Here is a 24064-nt window from a genome sequence, read left to right on the forward strand (position 1 = left end):
TACCAGCGCGACGTGGGCTGCGGCGGTGCTGTCAGCGGCGGTGCTTGCCGAGCGCAGCGTCCGGGGCGGCCATCGGGTGGTTCCGGAACCAGCGCAGGAGCTCACGGGCACGGCTCGTGTCGGCGCTCGCGTCGCCCTCGGCGAGGAACGAGTCGAACCCGTCGGGCAGCTCGGCGTCCGGCTCGCGGTGGAACGCCATCTTCCACTCCCCGAAGCGCGGGGTGTGGATGCGCTCCTCGACCAGCAGGCCGACCTCGGTGTGCCGCGGGTCGTCGATGATGCGCTGGTACGTCTGGAGCACGGCTCCTTCCGGACCCTCGAGCAGCTGCATGAACCGGCCGTCCTTGTAGACGAGCAGACCGGACAGGCCGGACGCCGCGTTGCGGAGCCGTGCGTGCTCGAGCAGTGCGTCGAGCCGCTCCTGGTCGAACACCTCTTTCGCTGCGCTCATGTAGACCAGGGACAGCAGCATGACGACCTCTCGGTGACGACGGAACGGGTTCCCTCTCATCGTGGACCGCGCCGACGCCGTCGGGCAGCCCCAGAACGGGGATCGTCCCCGTCCGCGCACCCGCGTCGAGGTTCGGGTCATCGACGCGAGCACACGGGTGTCGGGTCGTACGACCGGACTGATTCGGAGCCCCCGTCCGGGGGGATTGGTCTCTCACCTGTCGTAGGTGCGGACCCAGTCGATCTGGACGTGCCCCGGGTCGCCCCAGTTGCCGATCTGGAACATGTACCGATGCGGAGTGGTGGGCACGTTGCGCGGCACCGTGAACACGAGCTTGCCGTCGAGGTAGTACCGGACGCTCTTCCCCGGCACCCACTCGGTCGTGTACGTGTGCCAGTCGTTCCAGGACACCCGGGTGTTGTAGTGCTCGAAGCGGCGCTCCAGCCCCGGCAGCATCGAGTGGTGGAAGACGCGGGGCGACCCGTCGAACTGTCCCTCCGGGTAGCTCACCTCGCCGTCGGCCCAGACGTTCGACGTCGGCCAGAGCATGACCGCGATCCCGTTGCCGTCTCCGCCGGTCGCCCGCGCACGGATGCTGAAGGTGCCGCCGACGTGTGACCACGCGCCGGTGGGCGTGCCGAACGTTCCGGCAGCACCGTGCTCACCGTCCATCGCGACGTCCAGGTAGCCGTCGTGGGCGCTGACGAGCCCGTTCGAGTAGTACTTGCCGCCGGTGCCGTCGGGGTACGGCTGCCACGAGTTCCGGTACGTCTCGGCGAAGGGGCCGCCGGCTGCGGCGGGGGTGTCGAAGTCCTCGGAGAAGGTCGGCTCGCGGTCCGCCAGGTACGCGGGGCCGGTCGCGGACGCCGTCGGGGTCGCGGACGAACCGGTGCTCGGCGACGAGGTCGACGCCGACGTCGCGCCGGACTCGGGCACTGCTGCCGCGGTCACCGCGAGGGCTCCGGCAGTGGCGGCGACCACGACGATGACCAAGACACGCTTCAGCACGGCGTCATCGCCGGTGGAGCGCTGGGCTGGTGGTCGGTCATCGTGTCCCCCGTATCGCGGACAAGGCTAGCCCGCGATCACGCCGGACGTCTGCCCCTCGGGCGAGGGACACGGATTCGTCCGGAATACGAAAACCCCGGTCAGAGCCACTTCGAGTGGACCTGACCGGGGTGTTCACGGAGCCGCCTGTCGGAATCGAACCGACGACCTATTCATTACGAGTGAATGGGAGCCGTAGACTGGAACTACTCGGCGATCGCTGAAACTGGCGGCCGATCCCCGGATTTGTGGGGATCGAGCTAGTATCGAGAAGAGCAACTGCAACCACATGGTTGCGGTTATTTGTGTGTACCGATGTGTGTACCGGGAGGAACAGTGCCGAGGAAGCGAGATTCTGGCGACGGAGGGCTCTACGCGATCCGCGGCGGCAAGCTCTACCGGGGCGTCATTGACGACGGGTTCCACCCCGACGGCCGCCGTCGCCAACGCGTTGTGACGTCGAAGACCAAGGAGGGCGCACGCCGCAAGCTCGATGCGATCAAGAAGCAGATCCAGCAGCACGGCACCGCACTCGACACGAAGACGACGCTCGAGCAGTGGGCGACGCACTGGCTGGAAACGGTCGGGAAACCGACCCTCAAGCCGAACACGCTGCTGTCATACGAGTCGGTGAGCCGGAACTGGATCGTTCCGACGATCGGCGCGAAGAAGGTCTCGTTCCTCAAGCCGTCCGACGTGCGCATCATGACGAAGGCCGTCGCCGACGCCGGCCGCACCTCCGCGACAGCGAGGAAGGCGTACCAGGTGCTGTCGCTCATGCTCGAGTCGGCTCGGGTTGAGGGCATCGCCGCGCGCAACGTCTGCGAGGACGTCAGCGCGCCAGTGCAGGGCGAGTCGAACCGCGGCGCACTCAGCACGGATGCAGCGCTGTCCGTCCTCAAGGTCGCTGCCGAGCACGACGACGGCACCCGCTGGTGGGTCGCACTACTGAGCGGTCTGCGCCAAGGCGAGCGCATCGGGGCTCGCCTCGACTCCCTCGACCTCGACTCCGAGCAACCGACCATCGGCGTCGAGTGGGCGCTGTCCGAAGTACCGTTCGAACACGGCTGCGGCCGCACCGAAGATGGCATCTGGCGGTGCGGCAAGACTCGCGCCGGCTCATGCTCGAACCGCCGCCTCCGGATCCCAGACGGCTTCGAGTATCAGCAACTCAACGGCCGCCTCTGCCTCATTCGCCCGAAGTCCGGCAAGCCACGGTACGTGCCGCTCATGCCGGCCCTCGCCGAAGCGCTCCGCCGCTACTTGATCAAGACCGCCGACCGGCCGAACCCGTACGGGCTTATCTGGCGCAAGGCCAACGGTGAGCCGTACCTCTGGGGCGAGGACGAGCAGACGTGGCGCGACCTCCTGTTCGAGGCCGGAATCATCGCCGAGGACCAGCGGGCACCAGGCTCCCCCGTCCCAACGACGCACTGGGCACGACACACGACCGCGACCGTGCTCATGGAGCTGGGCGTCGACGCGAAGATCATCGGCGAGATCGTTGGTCACCAGTCCGAGGCCGTCACCCGTCGTTACCAGCACGTGTCGTCCGCTGCCGCGCGTGAAGCCATGGACAAGCTTGGTTCGCACTTCGCCCTTCGCGCTTGAGGGGTGTTCGTCTCACCCGATGCGAAGCACGTCCGCAGGCCGAAGTCGGGCACTGGCGTCGAATCAGTTGACGAACCAGGCCGATTGGACGAGTCCTTCTCCGATAGCACGCGGATGCACGGTGGTTGGAGCTGGGTAGCCCAGCATGCTCACGGCAGCCCCGAATCGCAGCTTTCTGTAGCCTGGGCTACGCCGACGTTGCCCAAGCCAGGCCCAGTGAGTAATGTTCACACGACAGCAGGGGGAACATGATCCACTTCGATCCGGTGCGACCGACAGGCCACCGGAGCTACTCGGCTCTCAAGCCCGGGTCCGCTCCGGCCGCCAACCTCTGGCTGGATGACGAGGTGGAGAAGTTCAAAGCGGAGTTCGACGCCATGCAGCGAGGGCAGCTTGACAAGAGCTTGAGCCGCCCGCAGCACCTGGACGCGATTGGCGTGCTCCGGTCCCTGCGCAGGAAGGCTGAGCGCGGCCAGCTCAAGGTTGGAGACGACAATACGTTCCCCGCTCGGCGCATCAAGCGAGTCGACTACCTCCTCGAGCTCCGCCCGGCCTTGGGAACAGGAACCCCACCACCACGGTTGTTCAGGTTGTATTACGCGGAACCGAATAGCGTGCCAGATGCGTTGCTGCCGCTGGCAGTGGCGACGAAGCCTCGTGGCAAGGATGTCGACGAGGAGCAAGATGATGCCATCGACGAGGCAGAGGCCCGGAGCAAGACCTGGGTCTTCTACCGAGCAATGGAAGAGAGCAAGCGATGAACGAGATGCATGACGGTCCTCTTTTTACCGAGGAGCAGCTCAACCTCGCCAGCGACAACTATGACGCCCAGGAGGTCCTCGTGGAGGACCTGCGTCGCGCGTTTGTCATGAGCAGGATGACGCACGAAGAACTTGCTTCAGAGCTGGAACTGAGCGTCCCGGACGCCGAAGCTTGGGTCAGCGGTGAGGTCGACTTGCACCTTTCTCAGTTGCGGCACCTTGCTAACGCTGTCGATGCCAAGGTGACTTATAAGGTGTCCGCGCTTCGCACGCGCTACAAGCGCGAGCTCCACGCCCTAGAGGCCTTCGACGCGTGGCAGACCACGGAGTGGAATGAGATTCGGGAGCCGAGCCACCTCCTGGCGCGACACCGATGAACCTCCAAGAGCCTCGTACCGATCTGCAGCTTCACCGACTTGAGGTACATGCTGGGCCGCATCAGCTCGAGGACGGTGAGAGACTGAGGTGGACCATCCGCGTTGCTCGTAGCGACAACGACCTCGTCTTCCAAGCGTATCTCGGACGGCATGAGGTTGAGGGTCGAGGTCAGGCCCAGGCCTACGCGTTCCTCGTGGGAAGAGACGACGCGAGCGTGTCGAGCTGGACTCGTGAGCAGGCGATCGAGTGGGGAGCACGTTACGTGTTCGAACCGCTGTGGGACACCTGCCGGCGAGCGCTGCAAGCTCAGGCCAGCATGATGGATTTCCAGTTTGACCTCGACACGAAAGCGCCGGTTCCAGTGCTAGCGGTCGAGGAGGAAACTCTCCCGGAAAGCGCTGCGGTGGAGTCCGCAACTTGACCACAAGACCCCCCAGCCGTACGCGGCTGGGGGGTCTTTCGTTCTTGCCGACCGTCCAAGACCTAAGAGAGGGCGCGCGCCGAGTCGTTGGTGATCCGGTCACGCGGCGACCGGCCGTAGGTGCGCTCGCCTAGGCGCGTGATGACATCTATAGCTCGCGCCGAATGCTCCCGACGTGACAGGCTCGGCAGATGGGTCGTCCAGCGCACCAACTCAACGACAAGCAGCTGCGCGTCCTGCGCTGGGTCGAGCGCGGCTGCCCCGACGGTGAGTACCTTGACGACAACTACGGCCACCGCATCACCGCGAAAGCGCTTGCGAGTCGCGGGCTGGTTCGCATCACAGGGCATGGGCCGAGTTGGAAGGCGACACTGACGGACGACGGCGCGTCTCACATCGCCGAGCTCAAGCCATCTACGACGGCGGACGCACCCGGAGATGCAGCGGACGACTTGAAGGCACTGCGCGACCGTCTCGAAGCGGGCGGCGGACGCTTGGGTTTGAACGACCGCGATGACGACATTGACTACCCGAAGCTCGTCTGGCGCTTCAACAAGAGCGAGTACCGCCCTCACGGCAAGGAACTGCAGCTGTCCTACCCGGGTTGGTTCGACCAGAATCAGCTACGACTCGAGTACCGGGACTGGTTCTGGGACTTGGTTGAGGCCCCCGAGGTCCAGGCGGTTGCCTCCAAGTCCCACCTTGGCCCGCTCGCGAAGGCCTTCCTCGAATCCAAGGGCGATCAGTTCGTGACGAAGGAGTCACTCCCCCGCGCGGCGCGCATCATCGAGTCGATCGTTCGGCACGCAGCGAAAGTCGGCATCGCGACGAGAGATCCGCGCGCCGTCGACGAGCGCACTCGCCGCAACGGAGGCTCGGCCAGGGAGTGGAGTGGGCACATCGAGCTAGAGCTTGATGAGATGGTCCAGCGGCTGCAGGTGCGTGAGCTGCCGGGTCGCGGTGGCGACAAGTTCGATTACTACCAGAACGGCGAGTTCGATCGGAAACGGTACGACCAAGTGCAGCGCCTCCCCTTGTGGCAGCGGAACCGCAACTACTGGTTCGTGCCGACCGGGAAGCTCGAGGTGCGGGCCGCTCGGCCTGGATTCAGCTTCGATGGCCGCAAGTGGTCAGACACTAAGTCGCTGAGCATCGAGGATCGTTTAGGCGAGGTCTTCCGCTTCGTCGAGGTATCGCGACTCGAGGCTCAGGCCGCTCGGCAGCGCGCCGAGGCGATCGCTGAGCGAAAGAAGCGAGATTGGGAGGCAGCGATGGCTCAGGCTCGCATGCTCTTCCGCGCGGCGCAGGAGGATGCGCTGCTACTAGAACAGGCATCAGTGTGGCGTCGGCATCAGGAGGTGCGCGCGTTCGTCGATGAGCTCCAACGACGCGACGACGGATCTGACGAAGCCCTGCAGGTCTGGATTGCAATAGGTGAACGAGTCGCAGCCAGGCTCGACGTTTTCAAAGCGCTGTCGACACCTGCCTTCCCAGCCCCAAGTGCTGAAGACATCCGACCGTTCCTAGGCGGCCGGAGCCCGGAGGGTCCGGAGCGGCGGTGAATCTAGTCCTCGGATCGCTTGCGTTCCCGCCGACCAGAGTGAGGAAGGACGATCGGTCCGTCACCCCAACCGGTGGTGTCGATGGGTTCGCTGAGCCGGAGACCATCATCCACAAAGATCAGGCGGGCGTTGGGGACGAAGTCGTAGTTCTGTAGCGCCGCCTCGGCTTCCTTGATGAGGTCGCCAGTGTCGACTCCCAACGCGATACACATCCCGTCGAGTTGGTCCAGATCGATGGGGCGCACTCCACGCACCATCTTCGAGAGCTGCGACTGCGAGACGCCCACCGAGTCCGCGAGCTCCGCCTGGGTGACGCGGTGTTGAGCCATGAGACCGCGAAGCCGAGAGGCGACATGTCGCGTCAGATCACTGACTTCGTAGTTCGGCACGACACTCATCGTGTCAGTTTTGACACGCCGTGTCCAGTTCTGGGACTTTTCTAGTTCCGGTGAGTTAGCGTAGTCCACATGAACTACGACGCTCCGAGCCTCAAGGTCTCCCGATCGGTGCGTTCTCTCCTGGCGAGCCGGGGCGAGACGATCACTGCACTGGCAGCCGCAACTCTCATCGCTGAATCTACCTTGAAGCGACGGCTTCTGGGGCATTCGCCCTTCACGCTCGAGGAAGCCGGCTACATCGCGAAGCACTTCGATGTGTCGATCGCAGATCTCCTGGCTCCGCCCTTCGAAGTAGCCACACGGGCGGTCGCGTGAACCCTCGGATCGAATTCGCTCCCGCGCTCTTCACCCGGGAACTCGCGGCCTACTACCTCAGCTGCTCGCTCCGCGACATCGACGACCTTCGCGCCAAGGGCGAGCTGATCCCCGTCGGGGACACCAAGCGGATCAAGTTCCGCAAGGAGGATCTCGACCGCCACGCGGCCAACCTCCCCGAGCGCACCTAGCCGCTCCCCCACTTCTTCCGATCGAACGCGCCGTACGGACGGCGCTGGTCGGCGCGCCTGGAAACGGCCCACGCGGGGCACGCCCTCGCCGCACTCGCACCTTGAGAACTCAACAGCGTGGCAACACAGCAAGACATTCACTTCCGTCGCAGCGACGGGGCACCACCACGAGCGCATTGCGCCGGGTGTCGAACTGCTGCGACAGCCCGTCCCCAGGAGTCGACGCGCAAGCGGCGGCGGGGGCACATCGGGATCGGCACCCGATGGCGGGCACCAGGACGCCGGCGTTCCCCCACGCCGGTGTCCGTTCCCTCTCCCCGAACCGACGGCGCTCGCCGTGGAAGGAGTCCCCATGCACGCTCTCAAGGAATGGCTGAGCGCGATCGCGTTCTTCACTGCAGTCCTTGCAGCCCTGTTCCTGCCGTCCGCTCTGTGACCGACGACCTCGCACCGCGCGGCTGGCGCAACTACCGCCGGTCGCGACGAGCGAGCGAGGTCCAGCGCGACCTCGCCGCCACGACGCCGGACGACGTCGAAGTCACGGACTGGCGGGTCGACGCCGACCCCGAGTCCCCCAATACCTGACCCCAGCAACGACGAAGGCCCCAGCGCTGCAACGCCAGGGCCTTCCCTCCCGAAGGAGAACGAACTTGTCCACTTCCACTCTGTCACACACCGCCGACACCGCGGCGTCCGTGCTCGAGAAGTACGGCACCGAGATCGTCGAGATCATCGGAGGCCACGCGAACCCGGGCATCACGAACCGTGAGTTCCGGACCGGCGACCGCTTCCGTCTGACGACGCGCCGCGACAACGTCATGCCGATCAGTGTCTACGCCGACCGCGTCGACCACATGCTGCACCTGCAGGACAAGGAGCCCGGATACCGATGGGGTCACGACGACCCCGACGAGCCGGGCAACCCGCTCGGGTTCGAGTTCGTCTACCTCGGCGTGTACGAGTACATCGGCGCTCGTGTCGACCAGACAACGCTCGAGATCACCACCCAGTTCCGCCGCGTCGCCGGGGCGGTGCACGCATGAAGAACGCACCCGCCGGCACCGGCACTCATCTCAGGGCTCTCCGCGAGCGAGCCCGGGTCCCCCAGCCCCTCGTCGCCGCGATGGCGGGCACGTCGACCGTGTACCTCGCGAAGGTCGAGGACGGCGTCATGTCGCCCGCTCTCAGCTACGTCCGGAAGGTGACCGAGGCGATCGTCCGGCTCATGCAGGATCCGCCCCGGCCGTGCCCCGTGCTCGGCTGCGACAACACGCGACACGTCGACCCGCTCGACGGCGCGCCCGGCGACCCGAAGGCGCACCACGCGGACCTCACCCTCCGCGGCGAGGACTGGACGATCGACGTCCGCCGGCACGACGACCAGGACACCGAGTGGGTCGTGTACGTGGACATCGACGCAGCTTTCGCCCTGTCGGCGGCGAGCTTCCTGGCCGTCACCGACGCGTACAAGCAGGCCAGCGCGTACGCCGCCGTCCTCAACGGCAAGCCCGCGGCCCTCACCAGCTGATGGCCGACTCCCCCGTGGCCTCGGAGCAGTTCGAGGACGACCCACCGGCCGTCACCGTCGCGCTGGATCAGCTCCGCGCGACGCCCGAGTGGGACGGCTTCACCCTCACCCTGATGCCCGACCGCGCCGACGAGCTGGCAGCAGCACTCAGCAGCAAGGCCTCCGCCTGTCGGGACGGCCGCATCGACATCTCCTACACCGACTCATGATCAACCCGAATCACGAGGTACCCGCATGACCCACCATCTCGCAGTCAGCTCTACCCTGTCGGCCGCCGCCCGCGAGGCGCTGGCCGACTTCCTCTCCGCGTCGTGCGAGGTCGTCACGATCATCGAACCCGACCGAGGATGGCCGGACGGGGCCGCCGCGTCGATCGCGCAGGAACTCGTCGACGCCGGGTACGGCACTGTCACGGACGGCACGTTCGCCCTCGACATCCGTCCCGTCGCACCGCAGCAAATCCCCACGGACTCGCTCGACGAGCTCGTGCCGGCGCTCCTGCTCCTCGACCACATCGTCGAGCGCACCGACCGTCAGCGCTCGCCGAAGCTCCCGAACCCGGACAACGTCCTGGGGATGTCGTTCGGCATCCTCCTGCAGCTGCAGAACGTCCTTCGGCTGGCCGTGTACGGGCAGCAGGGACGACTGCAGCACGCCGACGTGAACCGGCAGTTGCCCGCCGTCGCGACGATGCTCGCACGGGCCATCCGGGCGGAGGTGGTCTGACGATGGCGCACAGGGCAACGTCGTGGGCGTGGGAGCTGAAGCTGCCCGGCACGCGGAAGCTCGTCCTCCTCGCCCTCGCCGACATGGCAGACGAGTTCAACTCCTGCTACCCGGGTCAGGAGCGTCTGGCCGAGATGACGAGCGTCGCCGTGATCACGGTTCGCCGTGCGCTATCGGAGCTCGAGCGGGACGGGCTGATTATCCGGGCACGACGTGCTCGGCAGGACGGAACGAGGACCAGCGACCGATACCGCCTGGTCGTCGGCGCACAACCGGTCAAATTGACCACAGGTCAACCTGATGCGCCCAACCGATCATCTGGGTCGCGCTCAACCGTTCAGGATGACCGCGCTTATGAATCCTCCAGTAATGAACCCCCAGAGGAATCACCAGAGAAGCGCATCTACCCCGAAGCGTTCGAGGAAGCGTGGGCGCATTGGCCCCGGAAGAACGACAAGGCGCGGGCGCTGCAGCAGTGGCAGGCGGTGCGGAAGAAGCACCCCAGCCTCGACCTGACCGCCGCGATCATCACGCACGGCGACGCGCACGTCGCGGCGGGCACCCCGCAGCGGTTCGTGCCGTACCTCAAGACGTGGCTCAGCGGTGACGGGTGGGAGAACTCGCTGCCCGAGCCGCACCCGTCAGCCCCACCGCGGCAGCTCAGCAACGCTGAGATCGCCGCCCTCGAATACCAGCGACTCTACGGAGGTCCCGATGGATCAGCAGGAAGCGTTCCGGCTCTTGGGCCGGGCGTCGGCGGTTGATAACCGCAAAGTCACGCAGCTCGCCGCGATCGTCTGGTCGGACACGCTGCCGGACATGTCGTACGACGAGGCTGCGGACCTGATGAACGAGTTCCGCCGCGACAGCCCCGGTGTCTATCTCGAGCCGGGCCACCTGCAGCGGCAGAAGCGGGTCCGCCTCGCTCGGACCCGGGAAGCGCGTGGACCGCACCCGCTGCCGCCAGCAGGGCAGCGGTGGGCGGTCGACGCGATCGAGAACGACTCCGAGTACTCCGCACCAGGCGGGGTGCTCGAGGCGAGCCATGACGACGCGGGCTGAGCTCCGCCGGCAGCGGGACGAAGCCCGCGCCCGCGCCGCCGAGCACCGCCAGGAAGCCAACCGGCTGCGCGAGCGGCTGATGTACGTGACCGGCTCGTTCACCGCGGACGAGTACGGCGAGGTCGGGAAGGAGACCGATGGGTAGGGCATCATTCGACCGAGTCGTCGGCGCGTTCCACGACCGGGGCCTCATCGTGCAGATGCGCGGCAACGAGGCGGCCGAGGCGCAGGCCCCCGGGCACTCGGCGAAGGACCGGTCGGTGTCGATCCGCTCGGTCGAGGGTCAGACCCTCATCCACTCGCACTCCGACCCGACCCCGGACGTCCTCGCCGAGCTGAACCTGTCCATGCAGGACCTGTTTGACGAGCAGAAGGGCGTCGAGTACAAGTACCGCGACGGCCGGGTCGTACACCGGTCCCCCGACAAGCGGTTCCGGCAGTCCGGCAACACGAAGGGCCGGGACCTGTACCGCATCGAGCGAGTCGGTCAGGCCGACCCGGTGTGGATGGTCGAGGGCGAGAAGGACGTCCACGCACTCGAATCGCTGGGCCTCGTCGCCGTCTGCACGGCGATGGGTGCCGGCAAGGCGGCGATGTTCGACCTCGCCCCGCTGCACGGCAAGAAGGTGCTCCTCGTCCGCGACATGGACGAGCCCGGCATGAAGCACGCGCTGCAGGTCCGGGAACTCCTCGACGGGAAGTCGGAAGTCGTCGTCCTCGAACCGATCGTCGGGAAGGACGCCGCTGACCACATTGCTGCAGGCCACACCTGGCAGGAGTTCCGCCTGGCCCGTCTGCCGGAGCCCGAGGTCGAACCGGAGCCGGTGAACGACGAGTTCGAGCGGCAGGTCGCGTACGAGATGGAACGCCTCGAGGTGAAGGACGAGGTGCGCCGGCGCAGGTCCGCAGTCGGCGCGGCCGTCCTGCAGCCGCTGTACCTCGACGAAGTCCTCGCCGTGCCCGACTCCCAGAACTGGCTCATCCCCGGCCTGCTCGAGCGTCGCGACCGGCTCGTCCTCACCGGCTCCGAGGGGTCCGGGAAGAGCTACTTCACCCGCCAGGTCGCGATCGCCGCCGCCGCCGGACTGCACCCGTTCGACGGCCGCCAGATCGAACCGGTCCGCGTCCTCGCGATCGACGCCGAGAACACCGTCCTGCAGTGGTCCCGAAACACCCGCTACGTCGCGAACATGGCCCGCACGCACGGCCGCGTCGACCCTGGCCGACAAGTGCTCGTCTCGGCAGGCATCCGGCTCGACCTCACACGCCAGGCCGACGTCGACCAGGTCCACCGGCTCATCGACCGCCACCAGCCCGACATGCTCCTCATCGGCCCGCTGTACAAGCTCGTCCCCCAGGCCATCAACAACGACGACGACGCAGCCCCACTCATCGTCGCGCTCGACGGCTTCCGGGAACACGGCGTCGCGATGCTCATGGAAGCGCACGCCGGACACGGCAAGTCCCTCGGCGGCGAACGCGACCTGCGCCCCCGCGGCTCAGCAGCGCTCCTCGGCTGGCCCGAGTTCGGACTGGGGCTCCGCACCCTCGAAGACGACGACTCGATGGTCACCGTCGTCCGATGGCGAGGCGACCGCGACCCCCGCGACTGGCCCCACCGCCTCCGCCGCGGCATCGCCGGCGAGATGCCGTGGATGCCCGCATGAACCAGAGCGTTACCGTCCAGTCCAGCGCCGAGGAAACGCGGCAAAAGCCACCGCGACGCGTGAACTCAGAGCGGCTCCGGTGCCGTCTCGCGGATCGCGTCCTCTACGAGTCCGTCTGTCTCCTGCACTAGGGCCGCGAGGTCACGATCGTCAGCGAGCAGCAGCGGGAGCTTGAGCGCCAAGCCTCCGAGAACGAACTTGATCACGCTCAAGTCTTGGCGCGCGACCGCACGTTCGTAGGCGTTGAGACACGCAATGATCAGCGCTTCATCCTCGTCATTCACAACGGCCAGGATCAGCTGCAGCCGGGTCAAGACCTCTGCCACGGTGCTCCTATCCGCCAATCCGCGACCCGCAGCAACCTCCGCGCGATGGCCAAGCAACGCCGTCACAGCCGGTTCGACCGTACGGAAGAGCTGGTCACGGTAGCGCTCGCGGCCCGCGTCTGCCTCACGCCTCTGCTCGTCACCTCGAACTTGCTCCGCGAGGGCGAGGGACTGCTCCGCGATCGCACGGGATTGCTCCGCGACCTTGTTCGCGGCGTGGGCGGCGACCATCGCGCCCGTACCGACGACGATCCCACCGATGCCGGCCAAGGCGGGCAGCGTCATGTCAGCCAGCCAGTCGTATACCCAGTCGCTCACAGCGAGACCCTACCCATCCCCAACCCACGGCCAGTGCCCCCAGATCGGGAGCACTCGCCACTACCCGCGGCGCTCGCCGCAATACCCCGAAGGAGAAGCCATGACTGACACCACCGCCGTTACTGACGTGGACCCGATCGTGCTGCTGTCCCTGTCAGCTGCACGCGCACGACAGCGCCTCAACGAAGTCCCGGGCCTCATCGCATACGTGCGCACTCTCGTCGTTCCCGCCGGCGTGCAGCGGAGCGATGGACTGCCCCGCTCCGCGTCCAGAGAAGCGCCGGCCCCTCTCCGGGTGGACGCTGTGGACGAGGCTGACAGTGCCTACGCGCAGTTGCTGAACTGGGTCGGCTACTGGGCTGAAACCCTGCACCTCAGTCCCCCGGTGACTGCTTCGTACGCATGGTCGAACGCGCGGGAGGTGCAGGGCTTCCGTGCCGGGGTTACGCCACAAGGTGCGGGTCTGCTGGTCAAGAACCTGGCCGTGTGGCTGCTTACCCATCAGGAAAAGATCGAGCGGCACGAGTACGCCGGCAGCTATTTCGACGACGTTGCCGAAATCGTCTGGGATCTGCGGAAGAAGTTCCCCCGCGTGGGACGAGGAATCCATCCCGTTCTCCCTCGGGCGTGCCCGGTCTGCGACAGCCCGTCGATGGGCGTCGAGTGGCAGTCTGACCAGCTAACCGACTTCACCCTCGTGTGCGCGTACTGCGGCTTCGAAGGCAGCACTGCTGCGTTGTTGAAGGACCGTGACGTGCGCGAGATCCTCCGCGACATGCGGATCGAGGAGGCCCCGGAAACTACGTCCTGGTGGACGAAGAAGCAGGCGGTGCGCGAGATGCGGATCACCCCGCAGACCCTCAACCGGTACATCCAGCAGGACGGGTTGAAGACCCACACGGCTGATGGCTCGGTGTTCGTGCACGCGGACCAGCTGCGGGAAATCTGGCGAGACAAGCGAATGAGGGACCAAAACCCCCGAGATCAAAGTCGAGCTTCTTGAAGCCTTGCCGTTCGGGGTTGGGGTACGCACTCAGTGTGTACCCCAACCGGGCACGGCCCCATGGAATCCGTCCGCGAGAAATCAGATTGCGGCGTCTCGCCGAGCACGGTCTAGGACGGTCCGCGTTTGCTCCAGCACGTCGGCCGGATCGTACTTCCGGCTCGCCAAAGCGGCGAGGAGGCCAACAAGCTCGCCAGCCCCTTCGACCTGGACGGTCTTGTTCGGCGTGTCCGAAACGTCGATGAACGCGCCAAGAATTGCCGTGGTGACATCACGGTCTCGTCCACGTGCTACTGCATCTGCGAGCGTGATCCGAGCTGTGACAGCACCTTGGGCCCTTCGGTGATGAACGTCACCCCACGACCAACGGCCGGCGAACAGGTTGATGTACTCAAGTACCTGGACCATCGCGTCGCCCACAACATCCAGCAGCCGGGCTTCGTAGAGGCCTTCGTCGAGCCGACGGTTTCGCTCATCCTCTTGGCGTTTCGCGGCCCTCGCGAATCGGGCCGATGTAACGGCGACAGTCACCGTCGAAGCACCGATCACGACCGCGACCCCTGCCGAGATGACGGAAGCGCCGATGTCTCTCCACCACTCGTAGGTCGTCCATGCAGCATGCCAATCTGTGGTGAGCAAGATCACTACTCGACAGTAGCGTCGTTCTGCGACACTCCGTCGAAGAATGAGCAGCGGGGGTGTTCATCTCTGGGTTAACATGTTCGTAACACCGTATGCCCGCCCGAGATGGCGGGAATTCTTTGCTCCTCGACCGCGTAGCGTTCTGCGAGGGGCTTGCGGGTCCGACTCTGGACAAGATCGATGTTCAACGCCACGGCACCCGCTAGAAGGTCGGTGCCTTGCTTTCGGTGTGCTTCGCATTCTTGAGCCAGTTGGTGCGGATCTTGTGCCGCACAGCGAAGAGGCCCCGGCCCTGCACGTAGAGGAACCACCCGCCGCCGCCCAGGGCCGCGCCCATGATCATCCACTGCCAAGGCGCGTCGGAGAGTCCTGGCACGAGGCTCAGCCCGTTGTAAGCCAAGATCACCGGTCCAGCTACGACGAAGAAGCCGCCGTACAGGAAAGCAAGCCACGAGAGCGTGAGCATCCAGCCTTCGCGCGGAGCTCGGTAGCCGTTGAGGACTCGCCTTGCCAAGGAGTCACGAAGCTGCTCGAGGTCGTCCCGGGCGCTTGTCGACGCCGGAGTGTCTTTGAGCATGGCGGTGACCCTCTCGAGCTGGCGCACCGGCGACTGCTCTCTGACCGTTGCGAAAGCGCCCAACACCGCGGTCACGCCAATGCCAGCGAAAGTGGCGACAACTGCCCAATCCATGCCTATGTCCTTCGTTGGAGGACATCACCCTAACAACAAGCGACATCCAACACTGCGCAGGGGATGGACTGTCGGAGCCACTAGGTCGTCGCCTTGAACCCACGCGTCTGCGGTCTACAGGTGCCCTTCAAACTGCTCGGCGACCGTCTTGTGGACCTCTACGTGAGTCCAGTCGCCGTGGTCGTCGCGCCGCTTGCGCCTCGTCACGAACGACACCTCAGCCCAACCTGTGACCTCGTCCGGCAACTCGCTGATCGTCGTCGGTCCGAACCACCAGATCGCGTGATCGTAGCCCTCAAGCCGCCTGGGAACCGCTGGCGAGTCCTTCGCCGCTGTTGGCTGCGCTTCCCACACCGACGTCAAGCCGCCCTTGAATTCGCTGCTCTTCGCCTCAATCTTGAAGAGCAGCGAAGTGAGCGTCACGGGCTTCTCGCCGACGTTCGTCACCGACACCCATGGCTCCCAAGCGAGACTCGATGAGCCGTCGCCTGCGCCAGTACAAGTGGCTCCGGCCATAACGTGAAGCACCGGCCGCTCGTAGCGGGTTCTCACGACCTGCCACACCAGGTTCACAACCGAGAGCGCGAATGCCGCTCCGGCGATCGCTATCGTCCACACGTCGGCGGTTGTCATGACTTCCCCCGCTCCATGAGCACAAGGTAGCGAACGAACGGTCAGACCGTGGAGTGATTGGGAACAGCGCCTGCTTCTCGGGCTGTCGGAGCCACTTCGGGTTGGCTCCGACGAAGATGGTGGTAGTCCACCCGCGGGGTCACATCCGCGACAAACCCGCGCTGACATGCGGACCCCGGACGTGGCCGGCCGCCCACGTCACGAGGAGGACCGCTGTGAAGCTCTCCGAGATCCGTACCTTGCTGGTGAAGCACGGGCACAAGACCACCGCCGAGATCGATCGCTTCGACGTAAAGCGCGCAGCCGGCGCAGTCATCGGCGTCGACCTGATGCTGTCCGACGGCACCGTCACCTACCTGCCGGTCGAAGCCGACGCATGAAGCCTGCCGGGGGTCGATCAACGACAAGCTCAACGTGCACCCTTCACACATCAGTCGACGGCCCGACTCGGGAGCTCGCGCCTGTCGCCGGCGTCGACGCGGGTAGGCGATAGGTTCTCACCATGGTTGAAGAGAACCCTCCGGTGGTCGTTGTCGATACTTTGACTCTCCGCTTCGTCGGACGGGGTGAGAACGGAGCCGACCTCCACCAGTTGCGCGCGGAACACGTCGCGGAGGTGCTTCAGGGCCTCGCGGGTCTGGCAGCCGACTTCGACGCTGCAGGAGCGTTCGACGTTGACGGACCAGCAAACTCCGAGATTCTCGTCCGGGCTCCGCGCGAGGGATCGTTCATCATCGACGTCCAGCACGTCGTCACCGAGACCGCCGCCGTTGTCGAGGCAGTTGGCGGTGTGACTGGTGCTCTCGGGCTGCCGACCCTCGCCGGGGTCATCTTCTACGCGACGAAGTCGGCTCGCGCAGACGTGAAGGACGCGACGCGGATCGAGGGAACGGATCTCGTCAAGATCACCTGGCAGGACGACACAATTGACGAGGTGCCAGTCAAGGTCTGGGACGAGTTGAAGGTGCGGAAGCGACGGAGGAAGAAGCACCTGCGTGCGCTCATGGCCCCGATCGGCGATAGCAATGTGGCCGCCCTCGAGGTCATCCCTGGCCCGAACTCGCCCGCACCGACCCCTGAACAGCCGGTGTTGGAGTTGAGGCGGGCGGACTACGATGCGGTCAGGCCTGAAACGGAAGTGGAAGAGACCGATGACGTCTTCGACGTCGAGGCTCGAATGTCGGCAATCGACTTTGACGACCCCGCCAAGTGGAGGGTCAGCACCGTCGATGTGAAGCGCGGCGCAGTCATGGAAGACGAAGCGTTCCTCGTTCAGGTCGCCGACGGCCTTGCGATCCGCAAGGACGACATCTTCGATCTCCGCATCCGGGAGGATCGAAAGACCACGGACGGTCGCACGCGAAGCACTTGGACGGTTCTCAAGGTTCTGAAGCACAGGAGGACAGGTGACAACGACACAACGGCATCGGCCGCATCGACGGCTTGACCTTGCCGGTTTCGCCCTGCTTATCGTCGGAATCGTGTCCGGCGTCTTCGCCTTCAGCCTCGTTCTACACGGAACCCTAGCTCTGGTCGTCGTGCCTTCGATCGTTGCGACGACGCTCGGTGCCGTGCACCTGACGAAGATCGAAGCACCCCGGAAGTAGACCGGACGCGCGGCTAGCTCCGAGCCAGGGCGGTCAAGGTGAAGCGGAAGCGAGACCGGACACCCGGGACACACCCTCGGCGGGGCAAGCGACCGGAGACCCGGTATCCCCATACAACTGAACACCCCGGTACCGGCTCCGGTGCCCGGCCCGGCCGTCACGCCTGACCGCACCGCACCGCACCGGCATGAAAACGCCCGCATCCCGCTCGAGCCCATCGGCTACGACTGCGAAGGTGCGCCGCTGTACGCATGGCAGCTCGACGACGAGCGCTGACGACAGGAGCACAACGTGGGTGAGCAGTGGTCAGGCAGCACACGCAAGCAGCGACTCCCGCGCGATTGGGAAGAGCGACGCACCACCGTCCGCGATCGAGCAGGCGGCCGATGCCAAGCCACCATGCGCGACGGCACACGCTGCGTCGAGGTCGGCACTGACTGCGACCACATCGTGCACGGCGACAACCACGCACTCTCGAACCTGCAATGGCTCTGCTCATGGCACCACGAGAAGAAGACCGCACGCGAAGCACTCGAAGCACGACGGCATCTTCGCGTCCCGTCGGCCCGTAAGCCACGCGAGAAGCACCCAGGACTCAGGTAGACGCCGGACTGTCGACCGTCGCAGCACGCGGGCGCACGGAGGCCCCCGTCCACCCCCTCCCCCCGGGTCCGCCTGGGTCGTAGAGGTGCTGTGGCTCTCCCCGTGTACGGGTCTGGGGTTTTCGCCTAGTTTCACCACACCCTGACATTTCACCGGCAGGGCATTCCACTCGACCCCTGACCGAAACGGAGCAGGCGGCCTCACCCGAAACGGGAGCTCACCATGCCTGGACACGGCCCTGCACCGAAGGACCCGAAGAAGCGCGCACGGCGCAACTCCGACCCCACCGTCGTCCGGATCCTGCCGCGCGCCGTCGTCTCGCAGCCCGAGCTGCCCACCATCTCCGTCGAGGAGGACGGCGAGCTCCGCGAGTTCACGTGGCCGGCGATCACCCGGCAGTGGTGGGACATGTGGGCGACCTCGCCGCTGTCGCTGGACTTCACCGCGACGGACTGGTCCGAGCTCCGCGACACCGCGCTGCTCCACGCCCGGTACTGGAACGGCGACATCAAGCTCGCCGCCGAGCTCCGGCTGCGCACCGCGAAGTTCGGTGCGACACCCGAGGACCGCGCCCGGCTCCGGATCACGTTCGCGCAGGCCGAGGAGGCGGAGACGAAGACCACCGCCCGTCGCCCCAGCTCGCGTGAGCGTTTCAGCGGCAACGCACTTCCCCCGGAAGCGACGGCGAACTGATGCCGTGGCGACCGCTCGACGGCGAGACGTTCCCGACGCTCGGCTACCACGTCGCCGACCAGATGGCCGAGTTCCTGGACTACGTCGTCACGCGCGAGCAGCTTGAGTTCCTGGTCGCGTTCTACGAGATCGACCCGCTCACTTGCCGGCGCATCAAGACGCGCGCGATCATCCAGCGCCCTCGAGGTTGGGGCAAGTCCCCGAAGCTCGGTGCGGTTGGCCTCAGCGAAGCACTCTTCGAGGTCGTCCCGGACGGGTGGGATGCGTTCGGCCAGCCCGTCGCGCGGCCGTGGTCGGACTTCAAGAGCATCATCAACGTCCCGGTCACCGCGACGTCCGACGACCAGGTGCAGAACACGTGGGCACCGATGCTCGAGATGGCCCGGCTCGACTCGCTCGTCAACGAGTTCGACGTCGACCCGATGGACACGTTCATCGGGATCCCCGGCGGCAAGATCGAGCCGCGAACCTCGTCTGGCCGGTCCATTAAGGGCCTCCCCGGCCAAGTCGCCGCGATCATGGACCAGACCGAGGAGTGGGTGAAGGGCAACGGCGGTCTCCGCCTCGCTCAGAACATCCGCAACAACTCGACGAAGGCCTCCGGCGTCACGATCGAGTCCCCGAACGCGTTCACCCCGGGTGAGAACTCGGTCGCCGAGGCATCGGCACGCGACTGGGACCTGATCGAGTCCGGGAAGTACCCCGACCTCGCTGCCGCCCGCCAGATCCTCTACGACCACCGCGAAGCGCCGGCGGACACGGACCCGTCAGACCGGGCGTCGCTCGAGTACGGCCTGCGGTACGCGTACGGCGACAGCTCGGATCACCCTGACGGCTGCGTCATCCACAATCCGCCGTGCGAGCCCGGCTGGGCACCAATTCAGCGGCAGATGCTGGCCTTCCTCGACACGTCCAACGACCCACAGGTGCTCCGCGCCGACTTCCTCAACCAGATCACCCACGCGACCAACTCGTTCGTCTCGCAGCCCGACCTCAAGGCGATCCAGGCACTCAACAAGGTGATCTCGAAGACGGAGCCGGTGACGCTCGGCTTCGACGGCTCGGAAGGGCGCAAGCCCGGCAAGGGCACCGCCGACTCGACGGTCCTGATCGGCTACTCCGTCACCCAGAAACACCTGTTCAAGATCGGGGTGTGGGAGCAGCCCGACGGGCCCGCCGGCGAGAACTGGCGACCACCGGTGCTGCAGATCGAGGACGCCGTCCGGCAGGCGTTCAAGGACTACAACGTCGTCGGGTTCTACGCGGACCCGTCCGCGGGCTGGGCCGGTCACGTGAAGACGTGGGAGGCCGAGTACGCGAAGCGGCTCAAGGTCCGGATGTCCCGCGACGAGCCGATCCGGTGGCGGCAGAAGGATCTCGCGCGCACGACGGACACATTCGACCAGCTCGAGTCCGCCATCAGCGGCCGCGACATCACCTACGACGGCTCGCCCGAGCTCACCTCGCACTTCATCAACGCCCGCCGCGACCGTCGCCGGTCCGGCTACGTGCTGATGAAGCCGGAGCACGACCCGGACGGCTCGAAGATCGACGCCGCCTGGGGCGCGATGTTCGCCTACGCGGCCGGCATCGACGCTCTCGGCGCGAAGCTCACGAAGAAGAAGACCGCCGCCCGCCGCATCTACTGAGAGGGACCCTGTGGCTACCACACCCGCCGAATGGCTCCCGATCCTGGCGAAGCGTCTCGACGCCCGTCAGGCGCGCATCGCGAAGAACCGTTCCTACGCGAACGGGAACGCGCCGCTGCCGGAGATGAGCAAGAACACCAAGGAGACATGGAAGGCGTTCCAGAAGAAGGCCCGAACGAACTACGGCGGCCTCGCGTGCGAATCCCTCGGCGGTCGCATGGTCCCGAACGGCGTCCGCGTCGGCGCGTCGACGACGAGCCCCGCCGCCGTCGCCGCGCGCCGGGTGTGGCGCGACAACCGCCTCGACGTGGTGTTCGGCGACGCGATCTCGAACATGCTGACCACGAGCGTCGGCTACCTCGTCACTGGCGTCCGCGACGGCCAGCCGATCATCACGTCGGAGAAGCCCGAGCAGGTCATCACCGCCCCCGACCCGACGCAGCCCTGGCGGGCCCGCGCGGCACTGAAGGCATGGCGCGACCCGGACTCCGGCAAGGACTTCGCCCTGGTCTGGACCCCCGGCATCCGGCAGCGGTTCTTCCGCAAGTCGACCAACGACAACGGCACACCCCACCCGCAGGTCGACGGCGAATGGGAGGTCGACGGCGAGCCGGAGACCTTCGCCGGCGGGGTCCCGGTGTACGTCCTCGAGAACAAGGACGGCGTCGCGGAGTTCGAGCCGCACACCGACGTCATCGACCGCATCAACCTCGGCAAGCTGCAGCGCCTGGTCACCACCGCGATGCAGGCGTTCAAGGTCCGTGCGCTCAAGGGCGGCCTCCCCAGCCAGGACGAAGACGGCAACGACATCGACTGGGCCAAGATCCTCGAGGCCGCGCCCGGCGCGCTGCTGGACCTCCCCGAAGGCATCGATGTGTGGGAGTCGGACGCGACCGACATCCGCCCGCTCCTCGAGGGCGAGAAGACCGACGCCCGCGACTTCGCCGGCGTCATCCGCACGCCGATCTCCGTGTTCATCCCGTCGGGTGAGAACCAGTCCGCCGAGGGCGCAGCGAACGCGAAGGAGGGCGAGATCCAGAAGGCGAAGGACCGCATCGCGCGTGCCTCCTCCCCTGGGGAAGGCGCTCTCCTCGAAGCGCTCCGGGTCCTCGGCGTCGACGACGGCGAGACCATCGAGCTGCTGTGGATGCCGCCCGAGCACGTCTCGTTCACCGAGAAGACGCAGGCCGCCACGCAGGCGAAGGCGGCCGGCATGTCGGCCCGGTGGATCAAGCAGAACATCATGGGCATGTCGCCGGACGAGATCGCGCAGGACGAAGCTGACGCGGCCACCGACCAGCTGCTCGCCGCAACCCTGATCGGAGCAGCCGGTGGCACTGGCAACGCTTGACCAGCTGACCGCGGCCCACCAGACGACGACGAAGCAAATCCGCGACCGGACGCTCGCCCTGACGGCGGCCCGGTGGGATGCGTCGCCGGACTACCGGGACGCGGACATCGACCGGCTGATCTCGCAGATCCTGCCGCAGGTGCAGGCCGGCCAGCTCGCCACGGCGACGCTGACCAACGCCTACATCGGGCAGGCTGCCCTCGTCGCCGGCACCACCGCCGGCGCGAGCGTCGACCGGGACGCGATCCTCGGCTACCGGGGCACGCCCTCAGCAGACGTGTACCGCCGCGGCGCGGTCACGCTCTACACGGCGCTGTCGAACGGATCCCCGTTCGATGCGGCGATCGCGTACGGGCTCGACCGAATGCTCACCATCATCGCGACCGAGCTGCAGCAGGCGAAGAACCGGCAGGCGCAGCGCGCGCTCGAGGCCTCCGGGTTCTACGGCTACCGCCGGGTCCTCACCGGCCTCGAGAACTGCGCGCTGTGCGCCATCGCCTCGACGCAGAAGTACAGCAAGCACGAGCTCATGCCGATCCACCCCGGCTGCGACTGCGGGGTGCAGCCGGTCAAGGAGTCCGACGGGCCCGGCACGATCCTCGACCCGGACCTGCTCGAGCGCACCCACGCGCTCATCGACCAGAAGCTCGGCGGCCCGTCCGACCGCGGCGCACGTGACCTCGGCATCGAGAAGACGTCGTCCGCCGGCAAGCCGCTGAGCGACTACACGGACCTCGTCGTGGTGAACGAGCACGGCGAGCTCGGACCGACCCTCGCGTGGCGGTCCGACAAGTTCACCAGCGCCGCGGACATCGCAGCGCTCACCTGACTTCCCCACGCCGTGGGGAGTGACCGAAACGGTCAACCACCAACCCGAAACGGGAGATACCGATGCCGAACGACGACGACGACAAGACGAAGCAGACCGAGGGCGCAACGCTCGAAGAGAAGCTCGCAGCCGCCGAGGCCGAAGCCGAGAAGTGGAAGACGCTCTCCCGGCAGAACGAGCAGCGCGCGAAGGACAACGCCGACAAGGCGAAGAAGTTCGACGAGCACGAAGAGGCCAACCGCACCGAGCTCGAGAAGGCGCAGGCACGCGCCGACGCGGCCGAGAAGGCGATCGCGGAACGCGATGCCAAGGACGCCGCCGTCACGCTGCGCGACGAGGTCGCCGCCGCGAAGGGGTTCGCCGATCGCAAGATCAGCGCGTCCGCCCTCCGAGGCGCGACACGTGAAGAGCTCGAGGCCCACGCCGACGAGCTGCTCGCCCTGGTCCCCGCACCCGCCGCCGGCCCCTCGGCCGACGGGCAGGGACAGGCCGGACAGCAGATCGGCGACGGCGAGATGTCGGCGGACGACGTCGTCACGGCAGCCACCACCAGGTAACCCCCGCTGGCGTTCGCCACGAACCCAAGCGGCCACCACACAACAGAAGGAGGAATCGTGGCGGACAACAACATCTTCATCAAGGGCACGAAGTTCGCGCAGACCGCGCTGGCTCTGCTCCGGAAGACCATCAAGGCCCCGGGCCTGTTCACGACGAAGTACGGCGTCGCGGACTTCCGCGGTGCCGAGGGTGACACGATCGGCGTGAAGCGCCCCGTCGTGCTCGCTGCTCGTCGGAAGCCCTGGCGCGGCGACGACGAGATCATCATCGACAAGCTCGTCAACACGAAGATCCAGGTGACGCTGGACCAGCACGTGTACAGCGCCGTCGAGCTGTCGCCGGAGGAGGAGACGCTCGACGAGGTCGACTACGTCCGAGACGTGCAGGCACCGCAGGTCGACGCCGTCGCCCGCGACGTGGCCTCGATCGTCGTCGCCGCTCTCACCGGCGCGACGTTCGTCAACTCGGTCAAGTTCAACCCGAACAGCGCCGACCCCCGCGAGTCCGACCCCCGCAAGGTCGCTCTCCGAGCTCGGAACCTGTTCCAGAAGGCGTTCGTGCCGACGACCGGCCGCTACTGGCTGGTCGGCGCGGACATCTCCGAGGCGATCGCCGGGCACGAGAAGCTCCTGGACGTGGACACCGCGGGCATCCCCGAGGCGCTGCGTGACGGCGTCGTCGGTCGCCTCGGCGGCTTCACGATCGTCGAGCTCGACGAGCTCGCTCCGACCGCGTCGTTCTTCACGCACGAGTCGGCGATCGCCTGGGTCGTCGTGGCCCCGGTGGTTCCGAACGGCGTCGCGAAGGGTGGCGGTGTCGCGGCCGGCAACGGCATCGCCGTGACGCAGCTGTGGGACTACGACAGCAAGCGCCTCAAGGACCGCTCGATCGTGCACGCGTTCGCGGGCTCGACGCCGGTCCTCGACCCGAAGCTCAAGGACGACGGCACCCTCGACCTCGACGCGGACAACGCGCCGAAGCTGCAGTTCGTCCGCGCGATCAAGGTCACGTACAGCACCACCGCCCCCGCGGCGTCCTGAGAG

Annotated in this window: 32 protein-coding genes and 1 tRNA gene; 25 read left to right on the forward strand and 8 right to left on the reverse strand. The window is 66.6% G+C overall.

All coding sequences use genetic code 11. The annotated features are described in order from the left end of the window. Positions 1-31: 31 nt before the first annotated feature. From DEI85_RS11380 to DEI85_RS11390, 3 genes are all read right to left on the reverse strand, one after another. On the reverse strand, positions 32-472 hold the full coding sequence (locus DEI85_RS11380; protein WP_181420108.1) for a BLUF domain-containing protein: 441 nt from the start codon (positions 470-472) through the stop codon (positions 32-34). 192 nt (positions 473-664) lie between these two features. Beyond that, positions 665-1459 (reverse strand): glycoside hydrolase family 16 protein, encoded by a 795-nt coding sequence (locus DEI85_RS11385; RefSeq protein ID WP_110861412.1) that lies wholly within the window; start codon positions 1457-1459, stop codon positions 665-667. Positions 1460-1639: 180 nt separating this feature from the next. Then, a tRNA-Thr gene (locus DEI85_RS11390) sits at positions 1640-1713 on the reverse strand. A gap of 121 nt (positions 1714-1834) precedes the next feature. On the opposite strand from DEI85_RS11390, the gene DEI85_RS11395 reads away from it, so the two are divergent. The 5 genes from DEI85_RS11395 (at position 1835) to DEI85_RS11415 (ending at position 6231) form a co-directional block, all read left to right on the forward strand. Beyond that, complete coding sequence (locus DEI85_RS11395) at positions 1835-3109, forward strand: tyrosine-type recombinase/integrase (RefSeq protein ID WP_111123344.1); 1275 nt, start codon at positions 1835-1837, stop codon at positions 3107-3109. A gap of 248 nt (positions 3110-3357) precedes the next feature. Further along, entirely contained in the window at positions 3358-3870 is a 513-nt protein-coding gene (locus DEI85_RS11400) for a hypothetical protein (protein ID WP_111123343.1), read from the forward strand. Continuing rightward, entirely contained in the window at positions 3867-4247 is a 381-nt protein-coding gene (locus DEI85_RS11405; RefSeq protein ID WP_111123342.1) for a hypothetical protein, read from the forward strand. The genes DEI85_RS11400 and DEI85_RS11405 overlap by 4 nt, the downstream gene beginning before the upstream one ends. A 215-nt stretch (positions 4248-4462) precedes the next feature. After that, entirely contained in the window at positions 4463-4669 is a 207-nt protein-coding gene (locus DEI85_RS11410; RefSeq protein WP_146248986.1) for a hypothetical protein, read from the forward strand. 191 nt (positions 4670-4860) lie between these two features. Then, a complete protein-coding gene (locus DEI85_RS11415) occupies positions 4861-6231 on the forward strand; it encodes a hypothetical protein (RefSeq protein ID WP_111123340.1) in 1371 nt (456 codons plus the stop codon). A 2-nt stretch (positions 6232-6233) separates the two neighbouring features. Here the strand turns inward: DEI85_RS11415 and DEI85_RS11420 are convergent, their stop codons facing one another. Then, positions 6234-6620: a helix-turn-helix domain-containing protein gene (locus DEI85_RS11420; RefSeq protein WP_161598121.1), complete on the reverse strand. Its 387-nt coding sequence runs from the start codon at positions 6618-6620 to the stop codon at positions 6234-6236. Between the two features lie 78 nt (positions 6621-6698). Between DEI85_RS11420 and DEI85_RS11425 the strand changes: the two genes are divergently transcribed. The 11 genes from DEI85_RS11425 (at position 6699) to DEI85_RS11475 (ending at position 12118) form a co-directional block, all read left to right on the forward strand. Further along, positions 6699-6944, forward strand: coding sequence for a helix-turn-helix domain-containing protein (locus DEI85_RS11425; protein ID WP_111123338.1), 246 nt, complete (start codon positions 6699-6701; stop codon positions 6942-6944). After that, the gene (locus DEI85_RS11430; RefSeq protein ID WP_111123337.1) at positions 6941-7135 is read left to right on the forward strand and encodes a helix-turn-helix domain-containing protein; all 195 of its coding nucleotides are present in this window, start codon (positions 6941-6943) and stop codon (positions 7133-7135) included. The genes DEI85_RS11425 and DEI85_RS11430 overlap by 4 nt, the downstream gene beginning before the upstream one ends. A 432-nt stretch (positions 7136-7567) precedes the next feature. After that, on the forward strand, positions 7568-7720 hold the full coding sequence (locus DEI85_RS11435; RefSeq protein ID WP_181436334.1) for a hypothetical protein: 153 nt from the start codon (positions 7568-7570) through the stop codon (positions 7718-7720). A 65-nt stretch (positions 7721-7785) separates the two neighbouring features. Continuing rightward, entirely contained in the window at positions 7786-8178 is a 393-nt protein-coding gene (locus DEI85_RS11440) for a hypothetical protein (protein WP_111123336.1), read from the forward strand. Continuing rightward, the gene (locus DEI85_RS11445) at positions 8175-8663 is read left to right on the forward strand and encodes a helix-turn-helix domain-containing protein (RefSeq protein ID WP_146248985.1); all 489 of its coding nucleotides are present in this window, start codon (positions 8175-8177) and stop codon (positions 8661-8663) included. Before DEI85_RS11440 ends, DEI85_RS11445 begins: the two co-directional genes overlap by 4 nt. After that, positions 8663-8872 carry a hypothetical protein gene (locus DEI85_RS11450; protein WP_111123334.1) on the forward strand — a complete coding sequence of 70 codons (210 nt, stop codon included), beginning with the start codon at positions 8663-8665 and terminating at the stop codon, positions 8870-8872. The genes DEI85_RS11445 and DEI85_RS11450 overlap by 1 nt, the downstream gene beginning before the upstream one ends. 25 nt (positions 8873-8897) lie before the next feature. Further along, the gene (locus DEI85_RS11455; protein ID WP_181436333.1) at positions 8898-9389 is read left to right on the forward strand and encodes a hypothetical protein; all 492 of its coding nucleotides are present in this window, start codon (positions 8898-8900) and stop codon (positions 9387-9389) included. 2 nt (positions 9390-9391) lie between these two features. After that, the gene (locus DEI85_RS11460; protein WP_181436331.1) at positions 9392-10153 is read left to right on the forward strand and encodes a helix-turn-helix domain-containing protein; all 762 of its coding nucleotides are present in this window, start codon (positions 9392-9394) and stop codon (positions 10151-10153) included. Further along, positions 10104-10451, forward strand: coding sequence for a hypothetical protein (locus DEI85_RS11465; protein ID WP_111123333.1), 348 nt, complete (start codon positions 10104-10106; stop codon positions 10449-10451). Before DEI85_RS11460 ends, DEI85_RS11465 begins: the two co-directional genes overlap by 50 nt. Next, on the forward strand, positions 10435-10596 hold the full coding sequence (locus DEI85_RS11470; RefSeq protein WP_181436329.1) for a hypothetical protein: 162 nt from the start codon (positions 10435-10437) through the stop codon (positions 10594-10596). The genes DEI85_RS11465 and DEI85_RS11470 overlap by 17 nt, the downstream gene beginning before the upstream one ends. Beyond that, positions 10589-12118 (forward strand): ATP-binding protein, encoded by a 1530-nt coding sequence (locus tag DEI85_RS11475; RefSeq protein WP_111123332.1) that lies wholly within the window; start codon positions 10589-10591, stop codon positions 12116-12118. The genes DEI85_RS11470 and DEI85_RS11475 overlap by 8 nt, the downstream gene beginning before the upstream one ends. A gap of 65 nt (positions 12119-12183) precedes the next feature. Here the strand turns inward: DEI85_RS11475 and DEI85_RS11480 are convergent, their stop codons facing one another. Then, entirely contained in the window at positions 12184-12762 is a 579-nt protein-coding gene (locus DEI85_RS11480; RefSeq protein ID WP_111123331.1) for a hypothetical protein, read from the reverse strand. Positions 12763-12862: 100 nt separating this feature from the next. Here DEI85_RS11480 and DEI85_RS11485 point away from each other — a divergent pair, with 100 nt between their 5' ends. Continuing rightward, complete coding sequence (locus tag DEI85_RS11485) at positions 12863-13765, forward strand: hypothetical protein (RefSeq protein ID WP_111123330.1); 903 nt, start codon at positions 12863-12865, stop codon at positions 13763-13765. A gap of 81 nt (positions 13766-13846) precedes the next feature. Here DEI85_RS11485 and DEI85_RS11490 read toward each other — a convergent pair whose 3' ends face one another. The 3 genes from DEI85_RS11490 to DEI85_RS11500 form a co-directional block, all read right to left on the reverse strand. After that, positions 13847-14410 carry a hypothetical protein gene (locus tag DEI85_RS11490; RefSeq protein ID WP_111123329.1) on the reverse strand — a complete coding sequence of 188 codons (564 nt, stop codon included), beginning with the start codon at positions 14408-14410 and terminating at the stop codon, positions 13847-13849. 199 nt (positions 14411-14609) lie between these two features. Continuing rightward, positions 14610-15098: a hypothetical protein gene (locus DEI85_RS11495; RefSeq protein ID WP_111123328.1), complete on the reverse strand. Its 489-nt coding sequence runs from the start codon at positions 15096-15098 to the stop codon at positions 14610-14612. 114 nt (positions 15099-15212) lie between these two features. Continuing rightward, complete coding sequence (locus DEI85_RS11500; RefSeq protein WP_111123327.1) at positions 15213-15731, reverse strand: hypothetical protein; 519 nt, start codon at positions 15729-15731, stop codon at positions 15213-15215. A 215-nt stretch (positions 15732-15946) separates the two neighbouring features. Between DEI85_RS11500 and DEI85_RS11505 the strand changes: the two genes are divergently transcribed. The 8 genes from DEI85_RS11505 (at position 15947) to DEI85_RS11540 (ending at position 24061) form a co-directional block, all read left to right on the forward strand. Beyond that, positions 15947-16111 carry a hypothetical protein gene (locus DEI85_RS11505; protein WP_181436327.1) on the forward strand — a complete coding sequence of 55 codons (165 nt, stop codon included), beginning with the start codon at positions 15947-15949 and terminating at the stop codon, positions 16109-16111. Between the two features lie 122 nt (positions 16112-16233). After that, positions 16234-17178 (forward strand): LAPAL motif-containing putative phage structural protein, encoded by a 945-nt coding sequence (locus tag DEI85_RS11510; protein WP_111123326.1) that lies wholly within the window; start codon positions 16234-16236, stop codon positions 17176-17178. A gap of 985 nt (positions 17179-18163) precedes the next feature. Then, a complete protein-coding gene (locus DEI85_RS11515) occupies positions 18164-18634 on the forward strand; it encodes a phage terminase small subunit (protein WP_111123324.1) in 471 nt (156 codons plus the stop codon). Then, entirely contained in the window at positions 18634-20283 is a 1650-nt protein-coding gene (locus tag DEI85_RS11520) for a terminase large subunit domain-containing protein (protein WP_111123323.1), read from the forward strand. Before DEI85_RS11515 ends, DEI85_RS11520 begins: the two co-directional genes overlap by 1 nt. Positions 20284-20293: 10 nt before the next feature. Next, the gene (locus DEI85_RS11525; RefSeq protein ID WP_111123322.1) at positions 20294-21634 is read left to right on the forward strand and encodes a phage portal protein; all 1341 of its coding nucleotides are present in this window, start codon (positions 20294-20296) and stop codon (positions 21632-21634) included. Continuing rightward, positions 21615-22463, forward strand: a complete 849-nt coding sequence (locus DEI85_RS11530; protein WP_111123321.1) for a hypothetical protein — start codon at positions 21615-21617, stop codon at positions 22461-22463. The genes DEI85_RS11525 and DEI85_RS11530 overlap by 20 nt, the downstream gene beginning before the upstream one ends. 62 nt (positions 22464-22525) lie before the next feature. Next, positions 22526-23020 carry a hypothetical protein gene (locus DEI85_RS11535; protein ID WP_111123320.1) on the forward strand — a complete coding sequence of 165 codons (495 nt, stop codon included), beginning with the start codon at positions 22526-22528 and terminating at the stop codon, positions 23018-23020. 57 nt (positions 23021-23077) lie between these two features. Further along, entirely contained in the window at positions 23078-24061 is a 984-nt protein-coding gene (locus DEI85_RS11540; RefSeq protein ID WP_166673554.1) for a major capsid protein, read from the forward strand. Positions 24062-24064 lie beyond the last annotated feature (3 nt).

It is taken from the genome of Curtobacterium sp. MCBD17_026, from assembly GCF_003234895.2.
GTDB classification, from domain to species: Bacteria; Actinomycetota; Actinomycetes; order Actinomycetales; family Microbacteriaceae; genus Curtobacterium; species Curtobacterium flaccumfaciens.

Excerpts from the sequence above, each read along its gene's own strand:
- DEI85_RS11380 (WP_181420108.1), bottom strand. The coding sequence starts at position 472 with ATGCTGCTGTCCCTGGTCTACATGAGCGCAGCGAAAGAGGTGTTCGAC.
- DEI85_RS11400 (WP_111123343.1), top strand. The coding sequence starts at position 3,358 with ATGATCCACTTCGATCCGGTGCGACCGACAGGCCACCGGAGCTACTCG.
- DEI85_RS11405 (WP_111123342.1), top strand. The coding sequence starts at position 3,867 with ATGAACGAGATGCATGACGGTCCTCTTTTTACCGAGGAGCAGCTCAAC.
- DEI85_RS11415 (WP_111123340.1), top strand. The coding sequence starts at position 4,861 with ATGGGTCGTCCAGCGCACCAACTCAACGACAAGCAGCTGCGCGTCCTG.
- DEI85_RS11425 (WP_111123338.1), top strand. The coding sequence starts at position 6,699 with ATGAACTACGACGCTCCGAGCCTCAAGGTCTCCCGATCGGTGCGTTCT.
- DEI85_RS11445 (WP_146248985.1), top strand. The coding sequence starts at position 8,175 with ATGAAGAACGCACCCGCCGGCACCGGCACTCATCTCAGGGCTCTCCGC.
- DEI85_RS11450 (WP_111123334.1), top strand. The coding sequence starts at position 8,663 with ATGGCCGACTCCCCCGTGGCCTCGGAGCAGTTCGAGGACGACCCACCG.
- DEI85_RS11455 (WP_181436333.1), top strand. The coding sequence starts at position 8,898 with ATGACCCACCATCTCGCAGTCAGCTCTACCCTGTCGGCCGCCGCCCGC.
- DEI85_RS11460 (WP_181436331.1), top strand. The coding sequence starts at position 9,392 with ATGGCGCACAGGGCAACGTCGTGGGCGTGGGAGCTGAAGCTGCCCGGC.
- DEI85_RS11465 (WP_111123333.1), top strand. The coding sequence starts at position 10,104 with ATGGATCAGCAGGAAGCGTTCCGGCTCTTGGGCCGGGCGTCGGCGGTT.
- DEI85_RS11470 (WP_181436329.1), top strand. The coding sequence starts at position 10,435 with ATGACGACGCGGGCTGAGCTCCGCCGGCAGCGGGACGAAGCCCGCGCC.
- DEI85_RS11475 (WP_111123332.1), top strand. The coding sequence starts at position 10,589 with ATGGGTAGGGCATCATTCGACCGAGTCGTCGGCGCGTTCCACGACCGG.
- DEI85_RS11485 (WP_111123330.1), top strand. The coding sequence starts at position 12,863 with ATGACTGACACCACCGCCGTTACTGACGTGGACCCGATCGTGCTGCTG.
- DEI85_RS11495 (WP_111123328.1), bottom strand. The coding sequence starts at position 15,098 with ATGGATTGGGCAGTTGTCGCCACTTTCGCTGGCATTGGCGTGACCGCG.
- DEI85_RS11500 (WP_111123327.1), bottom strand. The coding sequence starts at position 15,731 with ATGACAACCGCCGACGTGTGGACGATAGCGATCGCCGGAGCGGCATTC.
- DEI85_RS11510 (WP_111123326.1), top strand. The coding sequence starts at position 16,234 with ATGGTTGAAGAGAACCCTCCGGTGGTCGTTGTCGATACTTTGACTCTC.
- DEI85_RS11515 (WP_111123324.1), top strand. The coding sequence starts at position 18,164 with ATGCCTGGACACGGCCCTGCACCGAAGGACCCGAAGAAGCGCGCACGG.
- DEI85_RS11520 (WP_111123323.1), top strand. The coding sequence starts at position 18,634 with ATGCCGTGGCGACCGCTCGACGGCGAGACGTTCCCGACGCTCGGCTAC.
- DEI85_RS11535 (WP_111123320.1), top strand. The coding sequence starts at position 22,526 with ATGCCGAACGACGACGACGACAAGACGAAGCAGACCGAGGGCGCAACG.